Below are 26,885 nucleotides of genomic sequence, written 5' to 3'. Positions count from 1 at the left end.
CCACCCTCTCCCGCTTGCGGGAGAGGGGGTGGGAAGAGGGTGAGCATCTAGTGGCATGTTCATCTCCTAGTGCGCGGCACTGGGCTGACGCCCGATGTAGCGTTGGTAAAGGAACAGCAGTTCCTGGTCGGCAGGCGAGCGTTTGGCGCGCTCGGCAAAACTGCGGATGTCCGGCAGCAGCGCGCGCGCCTCGGCCTGACTCAGGTTGAGACCCATGGTGGCATAGGCGGCGATGATGCCGTGCGCACCGGAATGCTTGCCGACCACCAGTTTGTGCTGACGGCCCACCTCGACCGGGTCGAAACCCTGATAGGTGTCCGGGTCCTTGAGCAGGCCGTCGACATGGATGCCCGCCTCGTGCGTAAACACGCCCTCGCCCACCACGCTCTTCTGCCAGTGCACCGGGCGTCCCGATGCGGTCGCCACCAGCCTGGAAAGATCGGTGAAATGCGCAAGGTCGAGGCCGGTCTCCAGACCGTAGAGCTTCTTCAGCCCGAGTGCGACCTCTTCCAGCGGCGCGTTGCCCGCGCGTTCGCCCAGGCCGTTCACCGTGGTATTGATATGTGTGGCACCCGCCACCGCCGCAGCCAGGCTGTTGGCGGTGGCGAGTCCGAGATCGTCGTGCGCGTGCATCTCGATCTCGATATCCACCGCACTGCGCAGCGCCGAGATCGCCTTGTGCACGCCGAACGGTTCCATCACGCCCAGGGTATCGGCGAAACGGAGACGGCAGGCGCCGGCAGCCTGCGCCGCATCGGCCACCTGCAACATGAAATCGGGATCGGCACGCGAGGCATCCTCGCAACCGACGATGATGCCCATGCCCTGTTCGCAGGCGAACGGCACCAGGTCGAAAATGGTCTCCAGCACCCACGCGCGGTCGCGGCCCAGCTTCTTTTTCAGGTGGATGTCCGACACCGGGATCGACAGGTCCATGTAATGCACGTCGACCAGCTCCGCCGCCAGAATGTCCGGCTTGCACATGCGGCACCAAGCCACCAGCCTGGCATTCAGGGCTAGCGAGGCGACCGCATTGATGCTGTCGCGCTCCTCCTCGCCCATCGCCGGGATGCCGACCTCCAGCTCAGGCACACCGAGCGCATCTAGCTGGCGCGCGATGTCCAGCTTCTCCTCCAGGGTGAAGGCCACCCCGGCGGTCTGCTCGCCGTCGCGCAGGGTGGTGTCGTCGATGGTGATCGTGCGGGACATTTCAATTTCCTTGAAAGTTACGTTTCGTTGCGTTCAACACGGATAGCAGATACTTGTGAAGCGGCCATCATCCCTAGCCCCTCTCCCTCTGGGAGAGGGGTTGGGGTGAGGGCGACTTTGTTCATGCGTAGGTCGGCGCGAACGCCTTTTCCGGTTCAGCCGCAGGGCCGTTGCCCTCCCAGTACGGCGACAGTTTGCGCAGTTGCGCGATGATCTCCGGTACCACTGCGATCACGCGATCCACTTCCGCTTCGGTGCTGTAGCGCGACAGCGAGAAGCGCACCGTGCCGTGTGCGGCGGTGTAGGGAATGCCCATCGCGCGCATCACGTGCGAAGGCTCCAGCGAGCCGGAAGTGCAGGCAGAACCCGAGCTGGCGGCGATGCCGAACTTGTTCAGCAGCAGCAGGATCGCCTCGCCCTCGATGAACTCGAACGCGATGTTGCTGGTATTGGGCAGGCGGTTGTCCGGGTCGCCGGTGACGAAAGAGCGTGGCACCTTGGCCAGGATGCCGGCTTCCAGCTTGTCGCGCAGCCGTTTCACTTCGCTGTTCTCGTAGGCCATTGCTTCCAGCGCCATCTCGGCAGCCTTGCCCAGCCCGACGATGGAGGTGGTATTCTCGGTGCCGGCACGGCGGCCGCGTTCCTGGTGACCGCCGCGCAGCAGCGGACGGAAACGGGTGCCGCGCTTCAGGTACAGCACGCCGATGCCCTTGGGGGCATGCAGTTTGTGGCCGGACACGGAGAGCATGTCGATCTTCGTATCCTTCAGGTTCAGCGGCACCTTGCCCACGGCCTGCACCGCGTCGGTGTGGAACATCGCACCGGCGGCATGTGCCAGTTCGGCCATCTCGACCACCGGGAAGAAAGTACCGGTCTCGTTGTTCGCCCACATCGCCGACACCACGGCAGTCTGATCACTCAGCAGCTTCTTGTATTCATCCAGATCGATGCGGCCTTTGCTGTCCACCTTGAGCAGGTGCACCTTGTAGCCTTCCTTTTCCAGATGCGTGCACAACGTAAGGATGGCCGGATGCTCGACGGTGGTGGTGATGATCTCCTTGCGCTCCGGCTGCGCTTTCAGCGCGGAGATGATCGCGGTGGAATCCGACTCGGTGCCGCAGGAAGTGAAGACGATCTCGGAGTCGTGTTCCGCGCCGAGCAGCTCCTGCACCTGCATGCGCGCCTTCTTGATTGCGAGGCCGACCTTGTTGCCGAAGCTGTGCATCGACGAAGGGTTGCCGAACTGCTCGGTGAAGTACGGCAGCATGGCCTCAACTACCGCCTCATCGACACGAGTCGTGGCGTTGTTGTCGAAATAGATGCCTTCCATTTTAAATTCCCCTTCGGTGAATTTCAGTTCTGAGTGCTGAGTTCTGAGTGCCGAGCCTGAGGTACACGGCACTCAGCACTCAGTACTCGATTAAGGATTGCAACTCGCCCGGCTCAACGCGCCTGCCTTGGTCGGCACAATCTTGATGAACTCTTTCAGTTCCTCCATCAGCTTCTGCTGGATTCCCTGCAATGTCAGCGCTTCCATCTGGCAGCCGGAGCAGGCGCCGGTCATGTTGACGTAGATGGTCTTGCCGTCCACATCCACCAGTTCGATGTCGCCGCCGTCGCGCTTCAGTTGCGGACGCACCGTTTCCAGCACCGCCTCGATCTTGCGGATGCGCTGCAGGTTGGTCATGCCGGCCGGCGCAGCCTCTTCCCTGGCCGGAGTGCCGGGCTTGAAGTTCTCGCCGCGCTCAGCCATCACCTTCACCAGGATCTCTTCGATGCCCTCATGGCAGGAGGAACAGCCGCCGCCGGCCTTGGTGTAGTTGGTCACGTCCTGCACCGAGCTGAGATTGTTGGCGCGGATGGTGTCCTCGATCAGTACCGCATCGATGGCGAAACATTTGCACACCAGCGCGCCTTCTTCGTGGTCGTCGCTCCACACTTCGCCGCGATAGTTGGCCACGGCCGCCTGCAGCGCCTCGCGCCCCATCACCGAGCAGTGCATCTTTTCCGGCGGCAGGCCGTCGAGGTAATCGGCGATGTCCTGGTTGCTGACCTTGAGCGCCTCGTCCAGCGTCTTGCCCTTGATCATCTCGGTGAGTGCAGAGGAAGATGCGATGGCCGAGCCGCAACCGAAAGTCTGGAAATGCGCATCGAGGATGATGTCCGTCTCCGGCTCCACCTTGAGCATCAGGCGCAGCGCATCGCCGCAGCTGATCGAGCCGACATCGCCGACCCCGTTCGCGCCTTCCAGCACACCGGCATTGCGCGGCTGGAAGAAATGTTCCTTGACCTTGTCCGAGTAGTCCCACATGGTGTTCTCCTAGTATCCAAAGTTGCGTAGCGACCGACCGCACTCCCCTCCCTCGGGGATAACCAGCGACTTGCCCGCTTGCGGGCTTAGTCGACTGGCTAGTTGTTTCACCAGAGGGGGAACGGAAGCGAGGGAAACGATCATGCACATGATCGTCAGGCCGAGAAAGATGAACCGCACGCACAGCTGGAGCTGGCGTTCGGGTTTTCGAATTTGAAGCCGCTGCCGTTCAGGCTGTCGACGAAATCGACGGTCACCCCCTCCAGCAGTGGCGCGGACAGCGGATCGACCAGCAGGGTGACCGGGCCGTATTCCAGCACCGTATCGTCCTCGTTCCTGGCCTCTTCCAGCGACATGCCGTACTGGAAACCGGAGCAGCCGCCGCCGGAGATGGCGATGCGCAGTCCAGCCACGGGCGTGGCGGCGCCTTTGATGAATCTCTCCACAGCGGAGATCGCGTTGGGTGTCAGGTTGATCATGGTTCGCTCCTATCGGGTGGTCTGTGCCCGAGTATTCGCAAACTGCGTGCCAACCCCTGTCGATCAGATCAACAGACTGTTTAATTGGGAAATTACCTGAATCGCACGCTCAACTCGCGTGTGTGGAACAAGACGGGGATGGGGTGTTGTAGGATTTGCGACAAGCGAGAAAAAGCCCCTGTTCCTCGCGGAGACAGGGGCTGTTTCAGCCTTAGTGATGCGATTTTGTGATCAGCTTGAGCATCTTGAGGTTGATGACCACGAAGCGGTATAGCTGCCACAGCAGGCAGGTCCGCATGAAGCGGGTGAAGCCGGTCGGTGCCGGAGGGTAGTAGGCCTGCTGGTACGGCTCTCTGTTGGTGATGTTGCCCATGTTCGGTCCTTGTAAATGTTGAGTTGATCAATCCGGGATCAGCGACCAGCCCGGACGCAGCTTGGCCTGGTAGATGAAGGCATGGTGCAGCAGATACTTCATCCAGTGGCCGGCCAGACCGATCTCGCCGAAGGTCAGGTCGATGTCGCGGCCGAACTCCGGATATTTCTCGTAGTCCGGCACTACCGGGAATACGGTCATGGTCGCCGCAGTGCCCTTGAAGATGTGCGACCCGGTGGAAGCAACGCAGGCTGCGCCCATCTCGGCCATCGATGCGGTATGCGTCGGTTTGTCGGCGCCGTTCAGCATGTCGCGGATGCTCATGGCAACCGCTTTGGCCATGGCGGCCGACGGCATGCCGGTGCGCGGCGCCGTCGGATTGATTGGCGTGCCGTTGGCACTTTGCATCGGCTTGCTGATCAGGTGGGGAGGCGCAAAGGCGATACCGACCGCGAAGATGTTGCGAAAGGAGGGTGTCTGATAGGTCTTCGGCCAGTCGCGGGCCGACCATTCCAGATAGGGGCGCTGGGTATAGTCGGCATCGACCTTCATGAAGCCGTTGGGCGCGAACATCTGGCTGGTGATGTCCTCGCCGGTCTTGTTGAACGCTTTCAGGCCGACGCCGGCGAATGGCGGGATCAGCATGGAGAAGTCGAATGCCAGTTCATGGAATGTCCCGTCCATGGTTTCATAATGAATCTTGCCGGCTTCGACCTTCTTCACATGCGCACGGGTGATCCACTCGATGCCGCGCTCGACCATCAGCGACTCGGCAAAGGTCTTGCCGTTGGTGATGTAGCCGCCGCGCTTGATGTGCACGCCGCCCATGCCGAAGTCGCCCAGCTCGTATTCGTTGCTGATCCAGATCAGGCGGGCCTTGTCGCGCACGCCGGCTTCGCGCAAGGTGTGATCGACGTTGTAGATGTACTCGAACGCAGCCCCCTGGCAGGTGCACATGCCATGGCCGGTGCCGATCACGATGGTCTGCAGCTCGCCCCTGCGCATGGCATCGATGCTGGCCTGCAGCTTGTGGTTGGCTTCCTGCGCATGGCTGGCGGTACACACGGAGACGGTGTGGCCATGCTCCGGTCCCAGTCCTTCGGTCGCGCCGAAGTTCAGTTTGGGGCCGGTGGCGTTGACCAGAAAATCGTAGCTGATGTTCTCCTGCACCCCGGCCTTGGCCGGGTTGGTGTATTCGACCGTCACAAAGGGCTGCGCGCTGCCGGTATTGCCTTCGGGGTGGATCGAGACGGCCTTGGCCTGGCGAAAGTCCACATGGGTCTTGCCGTACAGTTCGGCGAGATCGAAAGTGACGTCCTTTTCGGCCATCTGTCCCACGCCGACCCAGATATTGGATGGGATCCAGTTCCATTTTGCATTCGGCGACACCACCACGATCTCGTGCTGCCTGCCTATCCATTTATTGAGATATCGGGCAACGGTATGTCCGGATATACCCGCGCCCAGAATTACGACTCGCGACATTTTCTCTCCTTCGGTAATACGATCAAGTTCAAATACAAAACTGGCTACATCTGCTTCTCGCGTACCCATTCAACTGCGCCCTGCCGGCACTGCCGCATCCGGCCCGGTGCCGGCAGGGAGGACGCGCCGATCAGGAACGGTCCTTTTCCTGCTCCGCGGAGCAGGCCTGCGCATCGCAAATCATGGTGTTGACGATGGCCAGCAGCACCGCCATCGAGACGCCCAGTATCCAAGCAAAATACCACATCGTCGTTCTCCTTTCTAATAAGCGGATTTGTCGTTGGCCTTGATGAAGGCTTCAGTCACCTTGCCGGACATCATCTTGTACGCCCAGCTGGTGTAGACGATGATGAGCGGCAGGAAGATCACGGTCGCGCCCAGCATCAGCCCCAGCGTCATGTGCGACGACACGCTGTCCCACACCGTCAGGCTGGAGCGCGGATCGGAACTCGACGGCATGATGAACGGAAACAGCGAGACGCCCGCCGTGCCGATGATACCCAGCATACCCAGCGCCGAACTGACGAAAGCGGTCAGCGGCTTGTTGAACCAGGCTGCAGCGATCGCCAGCAGGCCGCCGGCGAAACCGATGGCCGGCACCAGCTTGGTGGCCGGATACAGGCTGTAGTTGTTGAGCCATGCGCCTGCCTGGGTGACGACGGTCTTGTCCAGCGGATTGGGCAAGGCGTTGTGGTCGATCACGCTGGTGATGACATAGCCGTGGATGCCATTCGCCAGCCAGACCCCGGCGGCGGCGAAAGCGGCCAGCGTCAGGGTGCCGAACACCAGCGATGCGGTACGAACCCGGCGGTACACATCGCCTTCGGTACGGATCATCAGGTAATTGGCACCGTGCGCCGTGATCATCGCCGAGCTGACCACTCCGGTGAGCAGTGCGAACGGATTGAGCAGGGCCCAGAAGGTGCCGGTGTAATAGCTGCGCAACGTGTCGTCGAAGTGGAACGGCACGCCTTGCAGCAGGTTGCCGAACGCCACGCCGAAAATCAGCGGGGGTACGACGCCGCCGACGAACAGCCCCCAGTCCCAGGTCTTGCGCCAGGTCGGGTTCTCGATCTTGCTGCGATAGTCGAAGCCGACCGGGCGGAAGAACAGCGCCCACAGCACCGCCAGCATGGCCCAGTAGAAACCGGAAAAGGCAGTGGCATACACCAGCGGCCAGGCGGCGAAGATGGCGCCGCCGGCGGTGATGAACCAGACCTGGTTGCCGTCCCAGTGCGGACCGACGGTGTTGATCATGATGCGCCGCTCGGTGTCGTTCTTGCCGGCGAAAGGCAGCAGCGTGCCGACGCCCATATCGTGGCCGTCCATGATGGCGAAGCCGAGCAACAGTGCGCCGACCAGCAGCCACCAGATGAATTTGAGTGTTTCGTAATCCAGCATGTCTATCTCCTCGTTTAGATAGTGGCAGTTGCGGTTTGCTCGGCGTGGTAGCGGCCGGTACCCAGGCTGGCGGGTCCCTTGCGCGCGAACTTGACCATCAGGTACATCTCGATGACGAGCAGTCCGGTGTAGAACACGACGAAGCCGGTGAGCGATCCGTACAGGCTGCCGACCGAGAGGCTGGAGGCCGACAGGTGCGTGGGCAACACGCCATAGATGGTCCACGGCTGGCGGCCGTATTCAGCCACGAACCAGCCGAATTCGGCGGCGATCCACGGCATCGGGATGAACAGCACGGCCCAGCGCAGCAGCCAGCGCTGCCTGAGGAAAGTGCCGCGCACCGTGTGGTACAGCGACAGGCCCAGCAGCAGTGCGAAAGCGAATCCCAGCGCGACCATGATCCGGAACGACCAGAACATCGGCGCCACGCGCGGCACAGTGCTGTCCACCGCCTGCTGGATCATGTCCGGCGTCGCCTTGGCCACGTCTTCAGTGTATTTCTTCAGCAGCAGGCCGAAACCGATATCCTGCTTGTGTGCCTCGAACACCTCCTTGGCCGCCGCGTCGTTCTTGTCGCGACGCAGCGTCTCCATGGCGCTCACCGCGAGCATGCCGGATTCGATGCGCTTGCGGTTCTTTTCCTTGATCTCCGCAATGCCGGGAATCTCCTTGGTGAACGAGCGAGTGCCGATGATGCCCATCACGTAGGGAATCTGCACCTCAAGGTCGTTGCGCTGCTCCTTCTCGTTGGGAAGCGCGAACAGGTTGAACGCGGCCGGAGCCGGTTCGGTATGCCACATCGCCTCCATTGCGGCCAGTTTGGTCTGCTGCGACTCGGAGATGGTATAGCCGGACTCGTCGCCCAGCACGATCACCGACAACGCGGAGGCAAAGCCGAAGGCGGCAGCGATGCGGAACGAGCGGCGCGCGAACTCCAGGTCGCGTCCCTTGAGGATGTACCAGGACGAGATGCCCAATACGAACAGCGAAGCGGTGACATAACCGGCGGAGACGGTATGCACGAATTTGGCCTGCGCGGTCGGGTTGAAGATCACCTGCCAGAAGTTGGTGAGCTCCATGCGCATGGTGGTGTAGGAGAATTCGGCACCGACCGGGTCCTGCATCCAGCCGTTGGCGATCAGGATCCACAGTGCTGACAGGTTGGAGCCGATGGCGGTCAGCACGGTGACCATGAAATGCTGGCCTTTGCTCAGCCTGTCCCAACCGAAGAAGAACAGGCCTATGAAGGTCGACTCGAGGAAGAAGGCCATCAGGCCCTCGATCGCCAGCGGCGCACCGAAAATGTCGCCGACGTAGTGCGAGTAGTATGCCCAGTTGGTGCCGAACTGGAATTCCATGGTCAACCCGGTGGTGACCCCGAGCGCGAAATTGATACCGAACAGTTTGCCCCAGAAGCGGGTCATGTCCTTGTAGATCTGCTGTCCGGTCACCAGGTAGGAACCCTCCATGATGACTAGCAGGAAGGTCATGCCCAGGGTCAGCGGAACGAACAGGAAGTGATACAGCGCGGTGACCGCGAATTGCAACCTCGAAAGGTCGACCAGTTCAGTACTTATCATTTTTCCTCCTCATGGCTGTGCTGTGATGTTGTCTTTGGGGTTAAGGGATGCAAAATCGCGTTGCCGACCTGATCCGGCGTCAGGTCGCGGTCGCTGGGACCGCTGAAGAACAACCACCACAACGCCAGCAAGCCGAGCAGCTTGACGACGGTAACGATGGCGACCTTTTTGGTCAGTGGGTGTTCAACAAAGAATCTCATGCACGGCTCCAGTGAGCAGATGCTGCCTTGATCGATCCATATATAATAATATGATGATATTCTTATTTGCAACCACGTTTTCAGGGCGCGGCCGATACGCCGCCTGCCGGAATCAAGAATAAACCTTGCATTTCATCGACTTGATCTCCCGGCAGGCATCCTGAAGACCGTCTTCGAAGTCCGGCTAGATTTCTTCCGGGACCATCTTGATCGCCCCGCACGGACATTCCGAAACGCAGATCCCGCAGCCCTTGCAATAGTCGTAATTGAATTCGAAGCGTTTGCCCGGCCCCAGCTTGATCACCGCGTTGTCGGGACAGACGCCGTAGCAGTTGTCGCACTCGAAGCAGTTGCCGCAAGACAGGCAACGGCGCGCTTCGAACAAGGCGTTGCTTTCATCCAGTCCGCCCTGTACCTCCTCGAAGGTGGACAGCCGGCGCAGGATGTCCAGGGTGGGACGCAGCGTCTTCGGGGCGTCGTCGTAATACCAGGGATTGAGTTTCTCGTAATTGGCCAGTTCATGTTTCGGCCCTGCCGAGTAAGTCTCGCCGCGCAGCCAGGCATCGATGTTGCGCGCGGCCTTCTTGCCGTGGCCGATCCCCACCGTCACGGTGCGTTCGGAAGGCACCATGTCGCCGCCGGCGAAGATGCCCGGGTAACCGGTCATCAGGTTGACCGAGACCTGCACGGTGCCGTCCCTGATCTCCAGCCTGGGTACGCCGTCGAGCAGCGACAGATCCACATCCTGGCCAAGCGCCAGCACCAGCGTATCCGATGACAGCGCCTCAAACTCGCCGGTAGGTTGCGGGAATCCGTGCTCGTCCAGCCGCATCTTTTCGATGGTGAGGGCCCCTTCGTCGCTGACCTGCTTGATGGTCGACAGCCATTTGATGAGCACGCCTTCCTGCAAGGCCTCCTCGACTTCGAACTCGTGCGCGGGCATCTTCTCGCGGGTACGCCGGTAGACGATGACGGCCTCCTCCGCACCGAGGCGTTTGGCAGTGCGCGCCACGTCGATGGCGGTGTTGCCGCCGCCGTAGACCACCACCCGGCGACCGAGCATGGGCTGCTCTTCGCCTTCCATCGAGCGCAGTACGGAGACGGCATCGAGTATCTTCGCCGCCGAACCTGCCGGGATGTAGGCGCGCTTGCCGATGTGCGCCCCGACAGCGAGGAAGACAGCATCGAAACCGCCGCCCTGCATGGCATCAAGCACGTTGTCCACCCTGGTGTTGAGCTTGAGCGTGACGCCCAGGTCGAGGATGCGCTGCACCTCGGCATCCAGCACATCGCGCGGCAGGCGGTATTTGGGGATGCCGAACCGCATCATGCCGCCGGCATACGGACCGGCATCGCAGATCGTGACCTGGTGGCCGAAACGTGCCAGGTGATAGGCAGCAGAAAGCCCGGAAGGCCCTGCGCCGACGACCAGCACTTTTTTGCCCGAATGTTTCTCCGGCAGATCGAATTTCCAGCCGCGCTTGATGGCTTCGTCGCCGAGGAAGCGCTCCACCGAGTTGATACCCACGGCACTGTCCAGCTGGCCGCGATTGCATGAAGTCTCGCACGGGTGGTAGCAGACGCGCCCCATCACGGCGGGCAACGGATTGTCCTGCACCAGCACGCGCCAGGCCGCTTCGTAGTCGCCCGCTTCGGCATGGAACAGCCAGCCCTGGATGTTCTCGCCGGACGGACAGGCGTTGTTGCACGGCGGCAGCCGGTCCACATAGAGCGGGCGCAGGGTGCGCCACGAACCGGTATGGTTGGCCAGCGAGGAACCGACATCGAGGGTGATGGCGAATGGCTTGTTCATCGGTCCGCTCCTTCCTCGATCAGGCCGAACTTGCGGATATTGTGGTCCGCCATTGCCTGGATGCGCGCGATGGTCGCCACCGCAGGCACCTTGCCGAACAGGTGGGCAAAACGGCGTTGCAGCCTGAGATAGTCTTCCACCGGCACGCGCTTGCGGATCCTGGAGACGCTGGTGACCACGCCGTGCTCGGCTTCGTAGACCGGGAACAGCCCGCTCTCCTTGACCAGGCGCGCCAGCTTGATGGTGTCGTGCGACGCCGCACCCCAGCCGAGCGGACACGGCACGTAGATATGGATGTACTTCGCGCCGCGTATGCCGATGGCCTTCTTAACCTTGTATTCGAGGTCGTGCAGGTCGGCGACAGTGGCGGTGGCAACGTAGGGGATGTTGTGCGCCATGGCGATCTGCGGCAGGTTCTTGCCCTGCCCGAACACGTTGCCGGGTTCGGGGCCGACCGGCATGGTGGTTGCCGTACGCGCAGCGGGCGGCGTCGCGCTGGAACGCTGCACGCCGGTGTTCATGTAGGCCTCGTTGTCGTAGCAGATGTAAAGCACGTCGTCGTTGCGCTCGAACATGCCGGACAGGCAACCGAAACCGATGTCGGTAGTGCCGCCGTCGCCGCCCTGCGCGATGACGCGCACGTCGCGGCGGCCTTTGGCGCGCATCGCGGCGGCGATGCCGGTGGCGACCGCTGCGGTGTTGCCGAACAGCGAATGCAGCCACGGGATCTGCCACGAGGTCTCGGGATAAGGCGTGGAGAACACCTCCAGGCAACCGGTGGCGTTCGCCGCGATGAGCCTCCTGTTGCTTGCGTTCATCGCCGCATCGATGGCATAGCGCGCGCCCAGCGCCTCGCCGCAGCCCTGGCAGGCGCGATGCCCGGAATTGAGCGAATTGGTACGCTGCATGTTGGCCTGCACGCTGCGCTCTTCCGGCGCCAGCAGGCGGTTGCCGACGGTGAAGGTGCCGGTCTGGTAGAACTTGACGGGCTGGAACGGCATGGCGTCTTCCTCCTCAGGCAATGCGCGCGGCGACGACGCCGACATCGCGCAGGATATTCTCGGCCAGCGGGCCGGAACGCCGCATCTGCTTCTCGCGCTGCAGATGACGCTCGATCAGCTTCCCGTCGAGATCGAGGAAGGTCAGCTGTTCCAGCTCATCCCGCTGCGCCTGGTGCAACAGATTATGCAGCGAGGCCTTGGTGATGGCGCGTCCGCCGAGTCCCGCGATCACCGTACAGGTGGGCAGAGGCAAGCCGGACAGCGCCATGCGCACATCGGTGGAGACGATACCGCCGATACCCACCGCCAGGCTTTTTTCCAGCACCACGACGCGCCGGGCAGCCTGCAACGCATCGCGCACCGCGGCCAGCGGGAAGGGGCGGAACGAGACCACGCCCAGGACGCCGATCTTGTGGCCCTCGTCGCGCATCTCGTCCACCACATCCTTGATGGTACCGAGCACCGAGCCGAGGGCGACGACGATGGTCTCCGCATCTTCGCAACGATAGGGACGCACCAGCCCGCCCGAATCGCGGGCAAAGATCTTCCTGAATTCGGCGGCATGCTGCGGGATCAGTTCCAGCGCCTGCATCTGCTTGGCGTGCGCGAGATAGCGCACTTCGGTAAAAGCTTCCGGACCGACCATCGCGCCGATGGACACCGGCTCGTCCGGATCAAGCACCTGGCGCGGCACGAACGGCGGCAGGTATGCGTCCACCTGGGCCTGCGTCGGCATGTCGACCCGCTCGTAGGCATGGGTCAGAATGAAACCGTCCATGCACACCATCACCGGCAGCGACAGTTCCTCGCCCAGGCGGAATGCCTGGATGTGCAGGTCGAGCGCCTCCTGGTTGGTCTCGGCAAACAGCTGTATCCAGCCGCAGTCGCGCTGCGACATCGAATCGGAGTGGTCGTTCCAGATGTTGATGGGCGCGCCGATCGCGCGGTTCGCCACGGTCATCACGATCGGCAGGCCGAGACCGGCCGCGTTGTACACCGCCTCCACCATGAACAGCAGGCCCTGCGAAGCAGTGGCAGTGTAGGCGCGCGCGCCGGCGGCGGAAGCGCCGATGGCCACCGACATCGCGGCGAACTCGGATTCGACGTTGATGAATTCGCAAGGCTGCAACTCGCCGGACTTCACCATCTCGCCCAGCGCCTCGACGATGTGCGTCTGCGGCGAGATCGGGTAGGCGCAGATCACTTCCGGGCGGCACAGCGCGACCGCTTCGGCGACGGCGCGCGAACCTTCACATTGCTTGAGCGACATGGGCTGCCTCCTGCATCTTGCGTTGCACAAAATCGTAGGCGGCGGTGGCGGCGGCGATGTTGCCGTCGGCCACCTTGCCGGAAAACTTCTCGCGCACCGCGGCAGCCACCGAAGCCAGATCAACTTTGCCGCTGAGCGCTGCGAAGCCGCCGAGCAGCGCGGCATTCGGCAACGGACGCCCGACATGCTGCAAGGCCAGTTCGCTCGCCGGGACGGTGCACAAGCGCTCCGCCCGCCGCCCGGTGGCGATTTCGCCGATACCGAGCGCCTCGAAACTGCGTGAAGTGTTGATCAGTACATAACCGTCCTGCCGCAGGCCGCCGAACACATCGACCTGATGCAGCAAGGTAGGATCCTGGATGATCAGCGCATCGGGCTGCATGACCGGCTCGCGCAACCGGATCTCGCGGTCGGCAATGCGGCAGAAGGCGACCACCGGGGCGCCGGTGCGTTCGGAACCGAAACTGGGAAAGGCTTGCGCGTAGTTGCCCTGCAAAAAGGCGGCGATGGACAGCATCTCCGCTCCGCTCACCACCCCTTGACCGCCACGACCATGGATTCTGACCTGGAACATGTCGCACTCCTTGAGAGTCCCCGCATCACCGGGCTGCTGCAGATGGTCCATTATCACATCAAATCGGCTCCCGCATACCTGGCACGCGGTAAATCCCCTATACCGATAACGAGAATGCTCGCCCCGCTCCCTACCCCAGTGTCAGCAGGAAGATGTTCTCCTGCAACCGGCTCAGGCCGCGTTGCCGGAAACGCGGATTGTCCGGCAAGGCATCATGCTGCGCCAGCAAACGTATGCTGGCACGGCTGCCATAGAGCGCCTCCACTTCGTCGATGGAAACCGCAAAAGGCGGCCCCTGCATTTCCGCCTGCGGGTAATCGAACGTGACCAGCAGGATCTGCGTCCCGGGCGGCAGGATCTCCGCCAGGTGGCCGGCATAGCGCTCGCGCATCTCGGGCGGCAGCGCAACCAGCGATGCCCTGTCGTACACCCCGTTCACCTGTGCCAGATCCCCGCGCTGCAGGTCGAAGAAGTCTCCGCACAGGATGCGGATGTCGCCCGCCTCGCACTGCTCGAACTTGCCGCTGACCGTATGGCTCGGCGCATAGCCGTTTTCCTCGAAGAACGCCTGTACGGCGATGGCGCTGAGCTCCACGCCGAGCACCGGGCAGCCCTGCTTGCGCAGCCACAGCATATCGAGGCTCTTGCCGCACAGCGGCACGAACACCCGGGTATCCCGGGCTGGAAACAATTCCTGCCAGTATCGCCGCAAATACGGATTGATCTCGTCCTGGTGGAAACCGATCTCGTTCCGCTCCCAACGTTCCAGCCAAAAGTCTTTTTTCATTTGCCGATCCCGCCCATCTTCATCGATCATCCGCCCACGCTCCAGACATCCCGCGCCGAACACCCGCACCTTGATAGCAGGTACACTACCAACGAACCTGCCGCTCGACAATATACCTAGATAAAGATGCCGCAAAAAACAGACCGCATGGCGCCCCTTCACGGTTGCACATGCCATGGAAATGGTTTAGCTTGCGCAGAAAACAAACCGTACGAAACCATCCCGCCCCAACCATGCACCTGACCCGCCTGATCGCCTATCTGCTGACGCTGTCCGCCCTGACCGGCTGTGCCGGCTTTGTCACATCCGCCTCCGGCAAGCTTGCCGACAACCTGTCCAGCGCGATCCTCAACCAGGACGACCCGGAAACGGTGGAGGCCGGCATGCCTTCCTACCTGCTGCTGGTCGACAGCCTGATCGAGGGCGACCCGAAGAACGAAAACCTGTTGCTGTCGGGCAGCAAGCTATATGGCGCCTATGCAGCCGCGTTCGTCAAAGAACCGGAGCGCGCCAAACGCCTGGCGCGCAAGGCTCGCGCCTACAGCGATCGCGCGCTGTGCGCCCACGACGCGCAGCTGTGCAGATTGCTGGAGCGCCCCTACGATGAATTCGTCGCCGCCATCGGCAAACTGAAAGCGGACGATGTGCCGCTGATATATGCCAGCGGCGCGGCCTGGGCCGGCTGGATACAAGCCAACAGCAGCGACTGGAACGCGATCGCCAGCCTGCCCAAGGTGAAAGCCATGATGATGCGCGTGGTCGAACTGGACGAAACCTATAGCCACGGCGAAGCGCACCTATATCTGGGCGTGTTCGCCACATTGCTGCCGCCGGCGCTGGGCGGCAAACCGGAGGAAGGGCGCATGCATTTCGAGCGCGCCATCGAACTCTCCGCAGGCCGGGACCTGATGGCCAAGGTAGAATATGCGCGCCGTTATGCGCGCATCACTTACGACCGGCCGCTGCACGACCGGCTGCTGCAGGAGGTGCTCGATGCCGAGGCCGTCGAACCCGGGCTGACGCTGAGCAACGTGCTGGCAAAACGCCAGGCGCGCGAGTTGCTGGCGAGCGCAGACAGCTATTTTTAAGAACAACACAATCGTCCGTTGAGGCGTGAAGGGAAAAAAATGCGTGCACTGTTGTCATTCATGTTTGCGGCACTGCTGGCCGGCCCGGTGGGCTCGGCCCAGGCGCTGAACCTGAAGATCGCCACACTGGCGCCGGATGGCACGCAGTGGATGCAGGAGCTGCGCAAGGGCGGCGAAGAGATCGAGAAGCGCACCGAAGGACGCGTCACCATCAAATTCTATCCCGGCGGCAGCATGGGCAGCGACCGCGTGGTGCTGCGCAAGATCCGCGCCGGCCAATTGCAGGGTGGTGCGCTTACCGGCGGCGCGCTGGCCGAGATATATCCCGATGCGCAGGTCTACAGCCTGCCGATGCTGTTCCGTTCCTACGATGAACTCGATTATGTGCGCGCACGCATGGACAAGAAGATCGCGCAAGGCATCGAGGATCACGGCTTCGTGACTTTCGGCATCACCGACGGCGGCTTCGCCTACCTGATGTCGAATACGCAGCTGCAGCACGTCGACGACCTGAAGAACCAGAAGATCTGGGTGCCGGAGGGCGACGATATCAGCCGCGCGATGTTCGAGACGCTGGGCGCTCCCTCGCTGCCCTTGCCGCTCACCGACGTACTCACCGGCCTGCAGACCGGGCTCATCACCACCATCGGCGCGACCGCCTCCGGCGCCATCGCGCTGCAATGGCACACCAAGGTGAAGTACCTGACCGATGTGCCGACCATGTCCATCTTCGGTGCGCTGGCCGTCGACAAGAAGGCATTTTCCGGCATGAGCGCGGCCGACCAGGCGGTCATGCGCGAAGTGATGGAACGCGTGTACGCGGCAATGAATCGCCAGACCCGCATCGACGACAACAGTGCGCGCGAGGCATTGCGCAAGCAGGGCATCGTGTTCGTTTCGCTGGCGCCGGACGAGATGGCCAAGCTGCACGCCGCCGCCGACCAGACCATCGAACGACTGACCAGCCAGGGCGTGTTCTCGCCGGCTCTGGTCAAGGAGCTGCGCGGCAATCTCGATGCATACCGCCGCAGCCACCACTAGCGCATGCCGACCCGCAACCTGCCCCCCGTGCTGGCCCGCCTGATCAGGGTCGTCACCTGGACCGAGAACGCACTGCTCATCGCCATGCTGGCATCGATGGTGTTGCTGGCCGCTGCGCAGATACTGTTCCGCAATTTCTTCGACACGAGCATCTTCGGTGCCGATCAGTTGCTGCGCCTGCTGGTGCTGTGGGTGGCATTCCTAGGCGCCGTCGCCGCCAGCCGTGAGGGCAAGCATATCCATGTGGACGCCATCGCGCGCTGGTTGCCGGGCCGGCTCAAGTCGGGAGTGGTAGCAGCGACCGACCTGTTCACGCTGGCGGTGTGCCTGGTGCTGGCGTGGCAGGCGCTGCGCTTCATGCAGAGCGCACACGAATCTGGCGAAATGGTCTTCGGCTCGCTGCCGGTGTGGGTCGCTGCCAGCATCCTGCCGCTGGCATTCACGCTGATCGCACTGCGTTATGCCTTGCGCTTCGTGCACCATGTACAGCAGGCCCGCGGGCGCGAGGTGGCGGAATGACCATGATCCTGATCGGCATCGCGCTCATCGCCATGATGCTGCTCGGCGCACCGCTGTTCGCGGTCATCGCCGCCAGCGTGATGGTGAATTTTGCGCGCGACGATGTCGACCTGACCGTCGTCGCCATCGAGATCTACCGCCTGGCCGAGATGCCGGTGCTGCTCGCCATCCCGCTGTTCACTTTCGCCGGTTACCTGCTGGCCGAATCGAATGCCCCCAGGCGCCTGGTGCGCATCACCAATGTCTTCTTCGGCTGGATGCCCGGCGGACTGGCGGCGGTGGCACTGGTCATCTGCGCGATGTTCACGGCTTTCACCGGCGCCTCCGGCGTGACCATCGTGGCGCTCGGCGGCATGCTGTACCCGGCCCTCAAACAGGCAGGCTATCCCGAACGCTTCAGCCTCGGCCTGGTCACCACCTCCGGCAGCATCGGCCTGCTGTTCGCTCCCTCGTTGCCGCTCATCCTCTACGGCGTGGTGGCGCAGCAGCTCAACATCGGCCATTCGGTGTCGATCAGCGACCTGTTCCTGGCCGGCATCCTGCCCGGCCTGCTGATCGTATTCCTGCTATCGCTGTATGGATTGTGGCAGAACCGCGGATCGCAGGCCGTACACCAGCCATTCAGCTGGCGCGAGGCGCTGGCCGCGTTGCGCGAGGCCGGCTGGGAACTGCCGCTGCCCGTCGTCGTGCTCGGCGGCATCTACAGCGGCTACTTCGCCGTCTCCGAAGCAGCGGCAGTCACAGCCATCTATGTATTCATCGTCGAGGTGCTCATCCACCGCGAGATCACCTTCACCAACCTGCCCAGGATCATGCGCGAATCCATGGTGCTGGTCGGCGCCATCCTGATCGTGCTGGGCATGTCGCTGGCTTCCACCAACTACCTGCTCGACGCCGAGATCCCGGCCAAGCTGTTCAGCTTCATCCGCACCCATGTGGACAATGCCTACAGTTTCCTGCTGCTGCTGAATATCTTCCTGCTGCTGCTCGGCATGATGCTCGATATCTTTTCGGCCCTGGTGATCATGGTGCCGCTGATCCTGCCGATCGCGGTGGGCTACGGCATCCACCCGGTCCATCTCGGCATCATCTTCCTGGCCAACATGGAGATCGCCTACCTGATGCCGCCGATGGGCATGAACCTGTTCATCGCCATCTACCGTTTCGACCGGCCGATGCTGGAGATCTTCCGCGCCGTGCTGCCGTTCGTGGCCATGCTGCTGGTCGCCGTGCTGATCATCACCTACTGGCCCGAACTATCGCTGGCGCTGATCAGGCACTGAAGCAAGCTGCCGGCCTCCGGCTGCCGTCGCACACCTAGTGCAACTGCTGCAGGTTCAGTTTGCGCAGTCCTGGTGCCAGACGCGCGGTCACGGCAACGATGAGCAAGGACATCGCCCCGCCAAAAACCACCGACGGAACCAGCCCCATCAGCCGCGCCGCCAGGCCGGATTCGAAAGCGCCCAGCTCGTTCGAGGAGCCGATGAAGATGCCGTTGATGGCCGAGACGCGGCCGCGCATGGTGTCCGGCGTCATCAGTTGCATGATGGTGCTGCGCATCACCACCGACACGCCATCGCAGATCCCCGAGAGCATCAACAAGAAGGCGGCCACCCAGAAATGGCTGGTGAGGGCGAACAGGATGATGCAGGCCCCGAATCCCGCGACCGCGGCCAGCAGGTACCTGCCCGCATGCCGACTCAATGGATGGCGCGCAAGCATGATTCCGGTGACGATTGCCCCGATTGCCGGGGCCGCGCGCAGGATGCCGAGACCTTCCGGTCCGTAGTGGAAGACGTCATGGATGAAAGCCGGCAACATGGCGACGGCGCCGCCGAACAGCACGGCAAACATGTCCAGCGCCTGTGCCCCCAGAATGATCTGGTTGCCGAACACGAAACGCAGCCCCTCGGCGATGCTCGCGAATATCGGGGCGCTGGCCGCCGCCGGCGGTTCCGCGATGCGCAGCATGAACAAGGATGCCGCAGCCATCAGGCTGAGAATGGCGGCCACCAGATAACCGGCGGCGATACCGAACCAGGCCACCAGCACCCCGCCCAATGCAGGACCCAGCACCAGCGCCGACTGGAAGACGGAACTGCCGATCCCGGCGGCTCGGGCATAATGCTCCCGCGGCAAAGCCAGTGCGATCAGCGCATTGTAGGAGGGACCGATGAAGGCGCGCGCCATGCCGCCGGCCGCGACGGCAGCATAAATCCAGGTCAGTTCATCGCCGGCCGTCATGCCAAGTGCGACTGCCAGCAGCACCAGCGCATTGCAACCCAGAACCATGCTGGCCAGCACACCGAACATGCGGCGCGAGTGATGATCGACGACATAGCCGGCAAACAGGGCAAAGCCGAAATAGGGAATCACCTCTGCCAATCCGACCAGCCCGAGGTCAAAGGGATCATGCGTCAACTGATAGATATGCCAGCCGACCACCACGGCGATGATCTGGTAAGCCAGCGATATCTGGAAACGGAAACCCAGCAGTTTGATGAAGCCGCGATTGCCCAAGATCGGGTTCGGGTGTGGCAGGGACGGTTTTTGCATGCGGGTTCGGCCGGGGAATCGGGATGAGGGATATCTTTCCGGGGCGTCAGCGCCAGCTGTCCGGATTATATTTTGCGCAATATATTCTGGCATCCTGGCCGGCATAAACGATCCTGCTGCCCAGCCCTGACTCCATCGGTGCATAACGCATGGTTCCGTCTTTCATGTAGCCGATGCCGGTACTGCCCAGAATGGCATCCGACAGCGCATCCGGCTTGGCCTTGATCGTCGCGGCCAGGAAAACCAGCTGGCCGGACCCGTCGCTTACCAGGATATCCGACACCTGCATCCCCCACAGCGATGTCTGGACCTTGAACCAATAAGCTCCGCCTTCTTGCTTGTAGGGCGCCCCGAAAGACTCTTTCAAATAGGACCAGAAGAAGAACGGATCGATCTGGTCAAGACACAGCAGTCCGCTGCCGATGGTGGTGCCGAAAGTAGAAGCCGGAACACCTGCCGCAATACAGGCGGGTGACAAACAGGAGGCCAGCATCAGGCCGGCAGCCAGCGCTGCACGTTGAATGCCCGATGCTCGTCCGGCGTCGCCACGGCGCTGCGCATGCTGCTGGCAATTGAAGTCTGAATCGATCACGGTTTTCCTTCCCGCAGGCAACCGGCGTCATGTCGGCGACCATTCCTGGCGATTATCCGCCTGAGCCGAGGCCGGCAAAAGACAAATATCGCAGCGTTCTGCCTGCTATCGACCATGGCCAGCCAGACTTTAATCGAACTGCCGTCCCCAGCGCTTGCCGATCGAGGCAGATGATATGGCCGGCTCGATTTTCCCGGGAGGGTCAATGAAAAACGACCGCCGAAGCGGTCGCTATCTTAACAATTTAGATATTATCCAGATCAGAAGGGGATATCGTCATCGAAGTTGTCGAAATTGCTCTTGCCAGTGCTGGCCGCGGGTTTGGCGGCGGCACTGCGTGCCGGAGCGGCCGACTGATTCTCCACCACCTCGAAGCTGCCGCCGCCGGACTTGCTGCCCAGCATCTGCATTTCGTTGACGATGATCTCGGTGGTATAGCGATCCTTGCCCGTCTCTTTATCCTGCCATTTGCGCGTCTGTATCTTGCCTTCGACGTAGATCTGCGAACCCTTTTTCAGATATTCGCCCGCCACTTCGGCCAGGCGGCGATAGAACACGAGATTGTGCCACTCGGTCTTTTCCTGTTTCTCGCCGCTCTTGTCCTTCCAGTTCTCGGAAGTCGCCAGCGTGACGTTGGTCACCGCCTCGCCATTGGTCATATAACGGGTCTCCGGGTCCTTACCCAGACGCCCCACCAGGATCACTTTGTTCACCGACATCTCAAGCCCCTTTCACTAGATTTTCAACCGCGTCTTCGTCGAACCCGCCGATTTCCACCTTGAGGCAGGCGATCTGCTCGCCAGCCACCACCAGCACTTCACTCACTCCCCGCAATTGTGCCAGAGACTGCTGCATTGCACGCGCTGCTTCTTCGCTCAATTCGGGCAGATGATACATCCTGGTCATCAGGGGACGCGGTGGCCGCATGCCGGAAGCGACCGCCAGCCACAGCAGCAGCATGCCGACTGCGAACACCAGCACCGAATTGCCGCCATAGAACTGCATCAGCAGCCCTCCCATGGCAGAGCCGAAGAACGCGCCCAGGAACTGTACGCTGCTGAACACGCCCATCGCCGTACCTTTGGCAGCCAGCGGCGCGATCTTGCTGACGATGGAGGGCTGCGTCGCTTCCAGCACGTTGAAGGCGGTAAAGAACAGCAACAGGGAGATAGCCACCCCCCAGATGCTGCCATGCAGGAACAGGATCGCCAGCTGGGCCACTGCTGCCAGCGCGATGGCGGCCATGAACACCTGCTTCATCTTCGCCTTCTTCTCGGCGATGATGATCGGCGGCACCATGAGGGCGAAAGCGATCAGCATCACCGGCAGATAGACCTGCCACTGGTGCTGCGCATCGAGCCCGTCGGCGCGCAGGATGAACGGCACCTGCATGAACACTGACATCAGGATCGCATGCAGCGTGAACACGCCGAAATCCATGCGCAGCAGATCCTTGTTGCGCAGCACCTCGGCCAGTTTTCCGGTATTGGTTTCGGTATCGGAATGGAAGCGCGTGATGGCGGGATTGGGGATGAACCACAGCACCACGGCGATGGAAACGAAGGCCAGGATGCCGATCAGCGAGAACATCCCGGACATGCCGATGTGCTTATACAGCAACGGCGACAGCACCATCGAGACGGAGAAGGTAACGCCGATGGTCATGCCGATCATCGCCATCGCCTTGGTACGATGTTCTTCGCGCGTCAGGTCGGCGGTCAGCGCCATCACTGCCGCGTTGATCGCACCGGCCCCCTGCATCACGCGCCCGGCGATGATCCAATAGATGTCGTCGGCCGATGCCGCGATGAAACTGCCCGCCGCGAACAGCAACAGCCCGATCACGATGATCGGCTTGCGCCCGTATCGATCCGACAGCCAGCCGGCCGGAATCTGCAGGATGGACTGCGTCAGGCCGTATGCGCCCAGCGCAATCCCGATCAGGAAATGGCTCTGCCCGCCAGGCAGTTTTTCGGCATACAAAGCAAAGATCGGCAGGATGATGAAGAGTCCCAGCATGCGCAGGCCATAGATGCCGGCCAGGCCAATGCTGGCGCGCCGCTCAAGTGGGGTCATGGAGATGGATGTGGTCGACATAAAGCAGAGATGAAGGCGATAGTCGAGTATTTTAGCAGACCTCTACCGGAAGCTTGGTAAAAGTCCATTACTTCGCTGGAGTCGGCAGGCTGGAAGATGCCCGCACGGCTAATGCAGGTTCTGCGACACGAAAGATGAGAATATCTGGCGGCACTCCACTCTGGCAACGATGCAATTGTCTTCGTGATCCCCGCCCTTGATCAGCTTCAGGGTCTTGGGTTCGGGGGCGGCATCGTAGAGTTGCTGAGCCATCTGGGTGGGAACCGTCCTGTCCCAGGTGCCGTGGATGATCAGCAGCGGGATCTTGAGCTGAGATATCTTGGACAGCGAGTCGAAACGCTCATGGATCAGCAGGCTGGTGGGCATGAAGCCATAATCGATGTTGCTCATCGCCGTCATCGTGGTGAACGAGGACTCTTCGATGATCCCGGCCGCTTCCGGATGATGGACCGCCAGATCGATGGCAATCGCCCCGCCCAGAGAGTGCCCATAGATGAAAATGCGGTTCGGAACGAGGGCGCGCTGCTTGACCAGATAGTTCCAGGCGGATTCGGCATCCTCGTACACCTTGGCTTCGCTGGGTTGCCCACCGGTGCTTTTGCCATAGCCCCGATAATCGATCATCAGGACGTTGTAGCCGAGCTTGTGCATCTCTCGTGCGTACTCAAGTTCGCGGTAATAACCGACGTTCTTGTCGTTGCCGTGCAGGTAGAGCATCGTGGGGGCGCCGCTTGCGTCGACAGGAATCCACCAGGAAAACAGTTCGCCGCTTTCGCTGCCTGTCCCCGATTTGATGCGGAGTTCGTCCGCCTTCAACCCCACCCGCTCGGGCGTTGTCTGCAAATCGTTCGTAGGCTCGAAAATATAGTGTTGCTGCATCGACCAGAAATAGATGCAGGCACTTACAAAGGCAATCCCTAAAATACCCATGATGTCCTCTGACTTAAGATTCGAATGATGGGGCCCGGCCACGGCGGCATGTCGGGCCATATATTACCCCACAGCCCTGCCGCGCCGCCCGGTCAATATAACGCAAGAGCTTGCGGGACAGAACTTGCGGCCGTTTGGGAAAGCTGGCGATTTCGCGTATATTGGCGGGTCGTCTTTACTTGCAGCTGGCGGGCATGGAATACATCAAGATACGCGGTGCGCGCACCCACAACCTGAAGAACATCAACCTCGATCTGCCGCGCAACCAGTTGGTGGTGATCACCGGTCTATCCGGCTCGGGCAAGTCCTCACTCGCCTTTGACACCCTGTATGCCGAGGGGCAGCGGCGCTACGTCGAATCGTTATCCGCCTATGCCAGGCAGTTCCTGCAGTTGATGGAAAAGCCCGATGTCGATCTGATCGAGGGGCTCTCGCCCGCCATCGCCATCGAACAAAAGGCCACCTCGCACAATCCACGCTCCACGGTCGGCACGGTCACCGAGATCCACGATTATTTGCGTCTGCTGTTCGCGCGTGCCGGTGACCCGTATTGCCCGCAACACGATATCGTGCTGCGGGCGCAGTCGGTGGGACAGATGGTGGATGCAGTGCTGGCCCTGCCGGAAGGCACCAAGGTGATGATCCTGTCGCCCATCGTGGTGGAGCGCAAGGGTGAACAGCTGGAGCTGTTCGACGAACTGCGCGCGCAGGGTTTCGTGCGGCTGCGCGTGAACGGCAAGGTGTGCGAAATGGACAACCTGCCGAAGCTGGCGAAGAACCAGAAACACACCATCGAAATCGTGGTGGACCGCCTGAAGGTGGCGCCGGACATCAAGCAACGCCTGGCTGAGTCGTTCGAGACCGCCCTGCGTCACGCCGATGGTCGTGCGCTGGCGGTGGAGATGGATACGGGCATCGAGCACCTGTTCTCGGCCAAGTTCGCCTGCCCCATCTGCAACTATTCGCTGCAGGAACTGGAACCCCGCCTGTTCTCTTTCAACAGCCCGATGGGGGCATGCCCGAAGTGCGACGGCCTGGGGGTGATCAGCTTCTTCGATCCGCAGCGCATCGTGACATTTCCTTCGCTGTCGCTGTCCGGCGGCGCCATCAAGGGCTGGGACAGGCGCAACCAGTTCTACTACCAGATGCTCGACAGCCTGGCAAAGCACTACGATTTCGATCTGGAACGCCCGTTCGAGAATCTGCCCGACAAGATCCAGAAAATCTTGCTGTACGGCAGCGGCCGCGAAGAGATCGCCTTCCAGTACCTGAACGAGCGCGGCAAACGGGTCACGCGCGAACACCCGTTCGAGGGCATCGTCAACAATCTGGAGCGCCGCTATAACGAGACCGATTCGCCCACGGTACGCGAGGAACTGGCTAAGTATCTGAATACCTGCGCATGCCCGGATTGCAAAGGCACACGCCTGCGCGAGGAAGCGCGCCATGTTCGCGTCGCCGATCGCACCATTTATGATTTGAGTGCATTGCCGCTGAAGCAGGCGCTGACTTTTTTCCGCAACGTGGCCCTGCCCGGCAACAAGCAGGCCATCGCCGAAAAGATCGTGCAGGAGATCGCCAGCCGCCTGACCTTCCTCAACAACGTGGGACTGGATTACCTGTCGCTGGAACGCTCCGCCGAGACGCTCTCCGGCGGCGAGGCGCAGCGGATCCGCCTGGCATCGCAGATCGGTTCCGGATTGACCGGCGTGATGTACGTGCTGGATGAACCTTCCATCGGCCTGCACCAGCGCGACAACGACCGCCTGCTGGACACGCTGAAACGCCTGCGCGACATGGGCAACAGCGTGATCGTGGTGGAGCATGACGAGGATGCCATCCGGACTGCCGACTATGTGGTGGACATGGGCCCGGGTGCGGGCGAACATGGCGGTCGCGTCGTGGCGCAAGGCACACCGGATGAAGTGTGCGCCAACCTGCAATCGCTCACCGGCGATTATCTGGTCGGACGACGCAGCATTGCCGCGCCGAAGAAATACCGCAAAGCCGACCCGGAGCGCAGGCTGAAGATCATCGGCGCCTGCGGCAACAACCTGAAGGATGTCACGCTGGACCTGCCGGTCGGCCTGCTCACCTGCATCGCCGGCGTTTCCGGTTCGGGCAAGTCGACGCTCATCAACGACACTCTGTATAACGCAGTGGCGCAACATCTGTATGGCAGCACCGCCGAGCCCGCTCCTTACGCCGCGATCGAAGGCCTCGAGTTCTTCGACAAGGTCATCAACGTCGACCAGTCGCCCATCGGGCGTACTCCGCGCTCCAATCCCGCGACTTATACCGGCCTGTTCACGCCGATCCGCGACTTGTTCTCCAGCGTACCGGCGGCACGCGAACGCGGTTACGGCCCGGGACGTTTCTCTTTCAACGTCAAGGGTGGGCGCTGCGAATCCTGCCAGGGCGATGGCGTGATCAAGGTTGAGATGCATTTCCTGCCGGATGTGTACGTACCATGCGATGTTTGCCACGGCCATCGCTACAACCGGGAAACGCTGGAAATCCAGTACAAAGGTAAGAATATCCACCAGGTGCTCAACATGACGGTGGAACAGGCGCATGAATTCTTCGCGCCGGTGCCGATCATCGCGCGCAAATTGCAGACCCTGCTCGATGTGGGATTGGGTTACATCACGCTGGGACAGAGTGCGACCACGCTCTCCGGCGGCGAAGCGCAGCGCGTCAAGCTGTCGCTCGAGTTGTCCAAGCGCGATACCGGACGTACGCTGTATATCCTCGACGAACCGACTACCGGCCTGCATTTCCACGATATCGATTTGCTGCTCAAGGTCATCCACAAGCTGCGCGACCAGGGCAATACCGTGGTCGTCATCGAGCACAATCTGGATGTGATCAAGACCTCCGACTGGGTCGTCGATCTGGGCCCGGAAGGCGGCGATGGCGGCGGCCTCATCGTTGCGCAAGGCTCGCCCCGGGATATCGCAGCAAACCCGGACAGTGTGACGGGGCCGTATTTGCAGAAACTGCTCGATAGATGATCAGGCGGCTTTTCCTTGCCGGCTGCCTGCTGGGCGCATTGCCAACGCTGGCAAGCGGTTTCGACACCGATGAAATGGTTGCTGCCCACAATCGCTGGCGCAAGACAGTCGGCGTTCCCCCGCTGGTCTACTCACAAGACCTGGCTGCTTCGGCCCAGGAGTGGGCGGACCATCTGAAGCAGGACAACCGTTGCAGGATGCAACACAGTCAGCCTGATGGACGCTATGGCGAGAACCTGTTCTGGGCCAGCGCCGTGGAATGGTCGAACGGCAAACGGGATTTGCAGATGATCGGCCCGGACGCGGTAGTGGACGACTGGGCAGGCGAGCGCGCCAATTACGACTATAAGAACAATCGCTGCGCCAGAGGCAAGATGTGCGGACATTACACGCAACTGGTCTGGCGCACCTCGACAACCGTCGGTTGCGCCGTTGCAGTGTGCGAAGACACCCGCGAACAAGTCTGGGTCTGCCAATATCAGCCGCCGGGCAACTGGGCTGGAAAAAGGCCTTACTGATTTTCCTGCTGCGGCAGACTCTCCACAGTGCTTCGCACCTGCGGCCA

Annotated in this window: 26 protein-coding genes; 6 read left to right on the top strand and 20 right to left on the bottom strand. The window is 61.7% G+C overall.

What is annotated here, in order from left to right:
• Positions 1–66 precede the first annotated feature (66 nt).
• From nifV to L6418_RS03675, 15 genes are all read right to left on the bottom strand, one after another.
• Positions 67–1,209 carry a homocitrate synthase gene (nifV, locus tag L6418_RS03745; protein WP_237248134.1) on the bottom strand — a complete coding sequence of 381 codons (1,143 nt, stop codon included), beginning with the start codon at positions 1,207–1,209 and terminating at the stop codon, positions 67–69.
• A gap of 121 nt (positions 1,210–1,330) precedes the next feature.
• Positions 1,331–2,539 (bottom strand): cysteine desulfurase NifS, encoded by a 1,209-nt coding sequence (gene nifS, locus L6418_RS03740; RefSeq protein WP_237248133.1) that lies wholly within the window; start codon positions 2,537–2,539, stop codon positions 1,331–1,333.
• Between the two features lie 90 nt (positions 2,540–2,629).
• Positions 2,630–3,520 carry a Fe-S cluster assembly protein NifU gene (gene nifU / locus L6418_RS03735; protein ID WP_237248132.1) on the bottom strand — a complete coding sequence of 297 codons (891 nt, stop codon included), beginning with the start codon at positions 3,518–3,520 and terminating at the stop codon, positions 2,630–2,632.
• A 155-nt stretch (positions 3,521–3,675) separates the two neighbouring features.
• Entirely contained in the window at positions 3,676–3,999 is a 324-nt protein-coding gene (locus L6418_RS03730) for an iron-sulfur cluster assembly accessory protein (RefSeq protein WP_237248131.1), read from the bottom strand.
• 211 nt (positions 4,000–4,210) lie between these two features.
• Positions 4,211–4,372 (bottom strand): hypothetical protein, encoded by a 162-nt coding sequence (locus L6418_RS03725; protein ID WP_237248130.1) that lies wholly within the window; start codon positions 4,370–4,372, stop codon positions 4,211–4,213.
• 27 nt (positions 4,373–4,399) lie between these two features.
• A complete protein-coding gene (locus tag L6418_RS03720) occupies positions 4,400–5,857 on the bottom strand; it encodes an NAD(P)/FAD-dependent oxidoreductase (protein WP_237248129.1) in 1,458 nt (485 codons plus the stop codon).
• A 130-nt stretch (positions 5,858–5,987) separates the two neighbouring features.
• On the bottom strand, positions 5,988–6,104 hold the full coding sequence (cydX, locus tag L6418_RS03715; protein ID WP_237248128.1) for a cytochrome bd-I oxidase subunit CydX: 117 nt from the start codon (positions 6,102–6,104) through the stop codon (positions 5,988–5,990).
• 14 nt (positions 6,105–6,118) lie between these two features.
• On the bottom strand, positions 6,119–7,258 hold the full coding sequence (gene cydB / locus L6418_RS03710) for a cytochrome d ubiquinol oxidase subunit II (protein ID WP_237248127.1): 1,140 nt from the start codon (positions 7,256–7,258) through the stop codon (positions 6,119–6,121).
• 14 nt (positions 7,259–7,272) lie between these two features.
• A complete protein-coding gene (locus tag L6418_RS03705; protein ID WP_237248126.1) occupies positions 7,273–8,838 on the bottom strand; it encodes a cytochrome ubiquinol oxidase subunit I in 1,566 nt (521 codons plus the stop codon).
• Positions 8,835–9,038, bottom strand: coding sequence for a cytochrome oxidase putative small subunit CydP (gene cydP / locus L6418_RS03700; RefSeq protein ID WP_237248125.1), 204 nt, complete (start codon positions 9,036–9,038; stop codon positions 8,835–8,837). The genes L6418_RS03705 and cydP overlap by 4 nt, the downstream gene beginning before the upstream one ends.
• A 184-nt stretch (positions 9,039–9,222) precedes the next feature.
• The gene (locus L6418_RS03695; RefSeq protein WP_237248124.1) at positions 9,223–10,851 is read right to left on the bottom strand and encodes an NAD(P)-binding protein; all 1,629 of its coding nucleotides are present in this window, start codon (positions 10,849–10,851) and stop codon (positions 9,223–9,225) included.
• Positions 10,848–11,852 (bottom strand): thiamine pyrophosphate-dependent enzyme, encoded by a 1,005-nt coding sequence (locus L6418_RS03690; RefSeq protein WP_237248123.1) that lies wholly within the window; start codon positions 11,850–11,852, stop codon positions 10,848–10,850. The genes L6418_RS03695 and L6418_RS03690 overlap by 4 nt, the downstream gene beginning before the upstream one ends.
• A 13-nt stretch (positions 11,853–11,865) precedes the next feature.
• The gene (locus tag L6418_RS03685; protein WP_237248122.1) at positions 11,866–13,122 is read right to left on the bottom strand and encodes a transketolase C-terminal domain-containing protein; all 1,257 of its coding nucleotides are present in this window, start codon (positions 13,120–13,122) and stop codon (positions 11,866–11,868) included.
• Positions 13,103–13,696: a 2-oxoacid:acceptor oxidoreductase family protein gene (locus L6418_RS03680; RefSeq protein ID WP_237248121.1), complete on the bottom strand. Its 594-nt coding sequence runs from the start codon at positions 13,694–13,696 to the stop codon at positions 13,103–13,105. Before L6418_RS03680 ends, L6418_RS03685 begins: the two co-directional genes overlap by 20 nt.
• 130 nt (positions 13,697–13,826) lie before the next feature.
• Positions 13,827–14,483, bottom strand: a complete 657-nt coding sequence (locus L6418_RS03675; protein WP_237248120.1) for a thiopurine S-methyltransferase — start codon at positions 14,481–14,483, stop codon at positions 13,827–13,829.
• A 191-nt stretch (positions 14,484–14,674) separates the two neighbouring features.
• On the opposite strand from L6418_RS03675, the gene L6418_RS03670 reads away from it, so the two are divergent.
• From L6418_RS03670 to L6418_RS03655, 4 genes are read left to right on the top strand one after another with little or no spacing between them, the layout of a single operon-like run.
• Positions 14,675–15,571: a TRAP transporter TatT component family protein gene (locus tag L6418_RS03670; RefSeq protein WP_237248119.1), complete on the top strand. Its 897-nt coding sequence runs from the start codon at positions 14,675–14,677 to the stop codon at positions 15,569–15,571.
• 39 nt (positions 15,572–15,610) lie between these two features.
• Complete coding sequence (gene dctP / locus L6418_RS03665) at positions 15,611–16,612, top strand: TRAP transporter substrate-binding protein DctP (RefSeq protein WP_237248118.1); 1,002 nt, start codon at positions 15,611–15,613, stop codon at positions 16,610–16,612.
• A 3-nt stretch (positions 16,613–16,615) separates the two neighbouring features.
• Positions 16,616–17,131, top strand: coding sequence for a TRAP transporter small permease (locus tag L6418_RS03660; RefSeq protein WP_237248117.1), 516 nt, complete (start codon positions 16,616–16,618; stop codon positions 17,129–17,131).
• Complete coding sequence (locus L6418_RS03655; RefSeq protein WP_237248116.1) at positions 17,128–18,414, top strand: TRAP transporter large permease; 1,287 nt, start codon at positions 17,128–17,130, stop codon at positions 18,412–18,414. Before L6418_RS03660 ends, L6418_RS03655 begins: the two co-directional genes overlap by 4 nt.
• 34 nt (positions 18,415–18,448) lie before the next feature.
• Here the strand turns inward: L6418_RS03655 and L6418_RS03650 are convergent, their stop codons facing one another.
• The 5 genes from L6418_RS03650 to L6418_RS03630 all read right to left on the bottom strand — a co-directional run bounded on the left by L6418_RS03650 (position 18,449) and on the right by L6418_RS03630 (position 23,306).
• Entirely contained in the window at positions 18,449–19,687 is a 1,239-nt protein-coding gene (locus L6418_RS03650) for an MFS transporter (RefSeq protein WP_237248115.1), read from the bottom strand.
• Positions 19,688–19,733: 46 nt separating this feature from the next.
• Positions 19,734–20,279 carry a hypothetical protein gene (locus L6418_RS03645; RefSeq protein WP_237248114.1) on the bottom strand — a complete coding sequence of 182 codons (546 nt, stop codon included), beginning with the start codon at positions 20,277–20,279 and terminating at the stop codon, positions 19,734–19,736.
• A gap of 260 nt (positions 20,280–20,539) precedes the next feature.
• Complete coding sequence (gene ssb, locus L6418_RS03640) at positions 20,540–20,998, bottom strand: single-stranded DNA-binding protein (protein WP_237248113.1); 459 nt, start codon at positions 20,996–20,998, stop codon at positions 20,540–20,542.
• Position 20,999: 1 nt separating this feature from the next.
• Positions 21,000–22,376, bottom strand: coding sequence for an MFS transporter (locus tag L6418_RS03635; protein WP_237248112.1), 1,377 nt, complete (start codon positions 22,374–22,376; stop codon positions 21,000–21,002).
• 108 nt (positions 22,377–22,484) lie between these two features.
• Positions 22,485–23,306 carry an alpha/beta hydrolase gene (locus L6418_RS03630; protein WP_237248111.1) on the bottom strand — a complete coding sequence of 274 codons (822 nt, stop codon included), beginning with the start codon at positions 23,304–23,306 and terminating at the stop codon, positions 22,485–22,487.
• A 194-nt stretch (positions 23,307–23,500) separates the two neighbouring features.
• Between L6418_RS03630 and uvrA the strand changes: the two genes are divergently transcribed.
• Both uvrA and L6418_RS03620 read left to right on the top strand, forming a co-directional pair.
• Positions 23,501–26,320 carry an excinuclease ABC subunit UvrA gene (gene uvrA, locus L6418_RS03625; protein WP_237248110.1) on the top strand — a complete coding sequence of 940 codons (2,820 nt, stop codon included), beginning with the start codon at positions 23,501–23,503 and terminating at the stop codon, positions 26,318–26,320.
• Positions 26,317–26,838 (top strand): CAP domain-containing protein, encoded by a 522-nt coding sequence (locus tag L6418_RS03620; protein ID WP_237248109.1) that lies wholly within the window; start codon positions 26,317–26,319, stop codon positions 26,836–26,838. The genes uvrA and L6418_RS03620 overlap by 4 nt, the downstream gene beginning before the upstream one ends.
• Positions 26,839–26,885: the final 47 nt, after the last annotated feature.

It is taken from the genome of Sideroxyarcus emersonii (assembly GCF_021654335.1).
GTDB lineage: Bacteria > Pseudomonadota > Gammaproteobacteria > Burkholderiales > Gallionellaceae > Sideroxyarcus > Sideroxyarcus emersonii.
This window is presented reverse-complemented; position numbering and strand designations above follow the sequence as displayed.

Bases quoted from the DNA above. Each gene is read 5' to 3' on its own strand.
- L6418_RS03720 (WP_237248129.1), bottom strand. From the start codon at position 5,857: ATGTCGCGAGTCGTAATTCTGGGCGCGGGTATATCCGGACATACCGTT.
- ssb (WP_237248113.1), bottom strand. From the start codon at position 20,998: ATGTCGGTGAACAAAGTGATCCTGGTGGGGCGTCTGGGTAAGGACCCG.
- L6418_RS03660 (WP_237248117.1), top strand. From the start codon at position 16,616: ATGCCGACCCGCAACCTGCCCCCCGTGCTGGCCCGCCTGATCAGGGTC.
- cydB (WP_237248127.1), bottom strand. From the start codon at position 7,258: ATGCTGGATTACGAAACACTCAAATTCATCTGGTGGCTGCTGGTCGGC.
- L6418_RS03685 (WP_237248122.1), bottom strand. From the start codon at position 13,122: ATGTCGCTCAAGCAATGTGAAGGTTCGCGCGCCGTCGCCGAAGCGGTC.
- L6418_RS03620 (WP_237248109.1), top strand. From the start codon at position 26,317: ATGATCAGGCGGCTTTTCCTTGCCGGCTGCCTGCTGGGCGCATTGCCA.
- nifV (WP_237248134.1), bottom strand. From the start codon at position 1,209: ATGTCCCGCACGATCACCATCGACGACACCACCCTGCGCGACGGCGAG.
- cydX (WP_237248128.1), bottom strand. From the start codon at position 6,104: ATGTGGTATTTTGCTTGGATACTGGGCGTCTCGATGGCGGTGCTGCTG.
- L6418_RS03725 (WP_237248130.1), bottom strand. From the start codon at position 4,372: ATGGGCAACATCACCAACAGAGAGCCGTACCAGCAGGCCTACTACCCT.
- L6418_RS03680 (WP_237248121.1), bottom strand. From the start codon at position 13,696: ATGTTCCAGGTCAGAATCCATGGTCGTGGCGGTCAAGGGGTGGTGAGC.
- L6418_RS03690 (WP_237248123.1), bottom strand. From the start codon at position 11,852: ATGCCGTTCCAGCCCGTCAAGTTCTACCAGACCGGCACCTTCACCGTC.
- dctP (WP_237248118.1), top strand. From the start codon at position 15,611: ATGCGTGCACTGTTGTCATTCATGTTTGCGGCACTGCTGGCCGGCCCG.
- L6418_RS03650 (WP_237248115.1), bottom strand. From the start codon at position 19,687: ATGCAAAAACCGTCCCTGCCACACCCGAACCCGATCTTGGGCAATCGC.
- nifU (WP_237248132.1), bottom strand. From the start codon at position 3,520: ATGTGGGACTACTCGGACAAGGTCAAGGAACATTTCTTCCAGCCGCGC.
- nifS (WP_237248133.1), bottom strand. From the start codon at position 2,539: ATGGAAGGCATCTATTTCGACAACAACGCCACGACTCGTGTCGATGAG.
- L6418_RS03730 (WP_237248131.1), bottom strand. From the start codon at position 3,999: ATGATCAACCTGACACCCAACGCGATCTCCGCTGTGGAGAGATTCATC.
- L6418_RS03675 (WP_237248120.1), bottom strand. From the start codon at position 14,483: ATGAAAAAAGACTTTTGGCTGGAACGTTGGGAGCGGAACGAGATCGGT.
- L6418_RS03695 (WP_237248124.1), bottom strand. From the start codon at position 10,851: ATGAACAAGCCATTCGCCATCACCCTCGATGTCGGTTCCTCGCTGGCC.
- L6418_RS03630 (WP_237248111.1), bottom strand. From the start codon at position 23,306: ATGGGTATTTTAGGGATTGCCTTTGTAAGTGCCTGCATCTATTTCTGG.
- L6418_RS03635 (WP_237248112.1), bottom strand. From the start codon at position 22,376: ATGTCGACCACATCCATCTCCATGACCCCACTTGAGCGGCGCGCCAGC.
- uvrA (WP_237248110.1), top strand. From the start codon at position 23,501: ATGGAATACATCAAGATACGCGGTGCGCGCACCCACAACCTGAAGAAC.
- L6418_RS03655 (WP_237248116.1), top strand. From the start codon at position 17,128: ATGACCATGATCCTGATCGGCATCGCGCTCATCGCCATGATGCTGCTC.
- cydP (WP_237248125.1), bottom strand. From the start codon at position 9,038: ATGAGATTCTTTGTTGAACACCCACTGACCAAAAAGGTCGCCATCGTT.
- L6418_RS03705 (WP_237248126.1), bottom strand. From the start codon at position 8,838: ATGATAAGTACTGAACTGGTCGACCTTTCGAGGTTGCAATTCGCGGTC.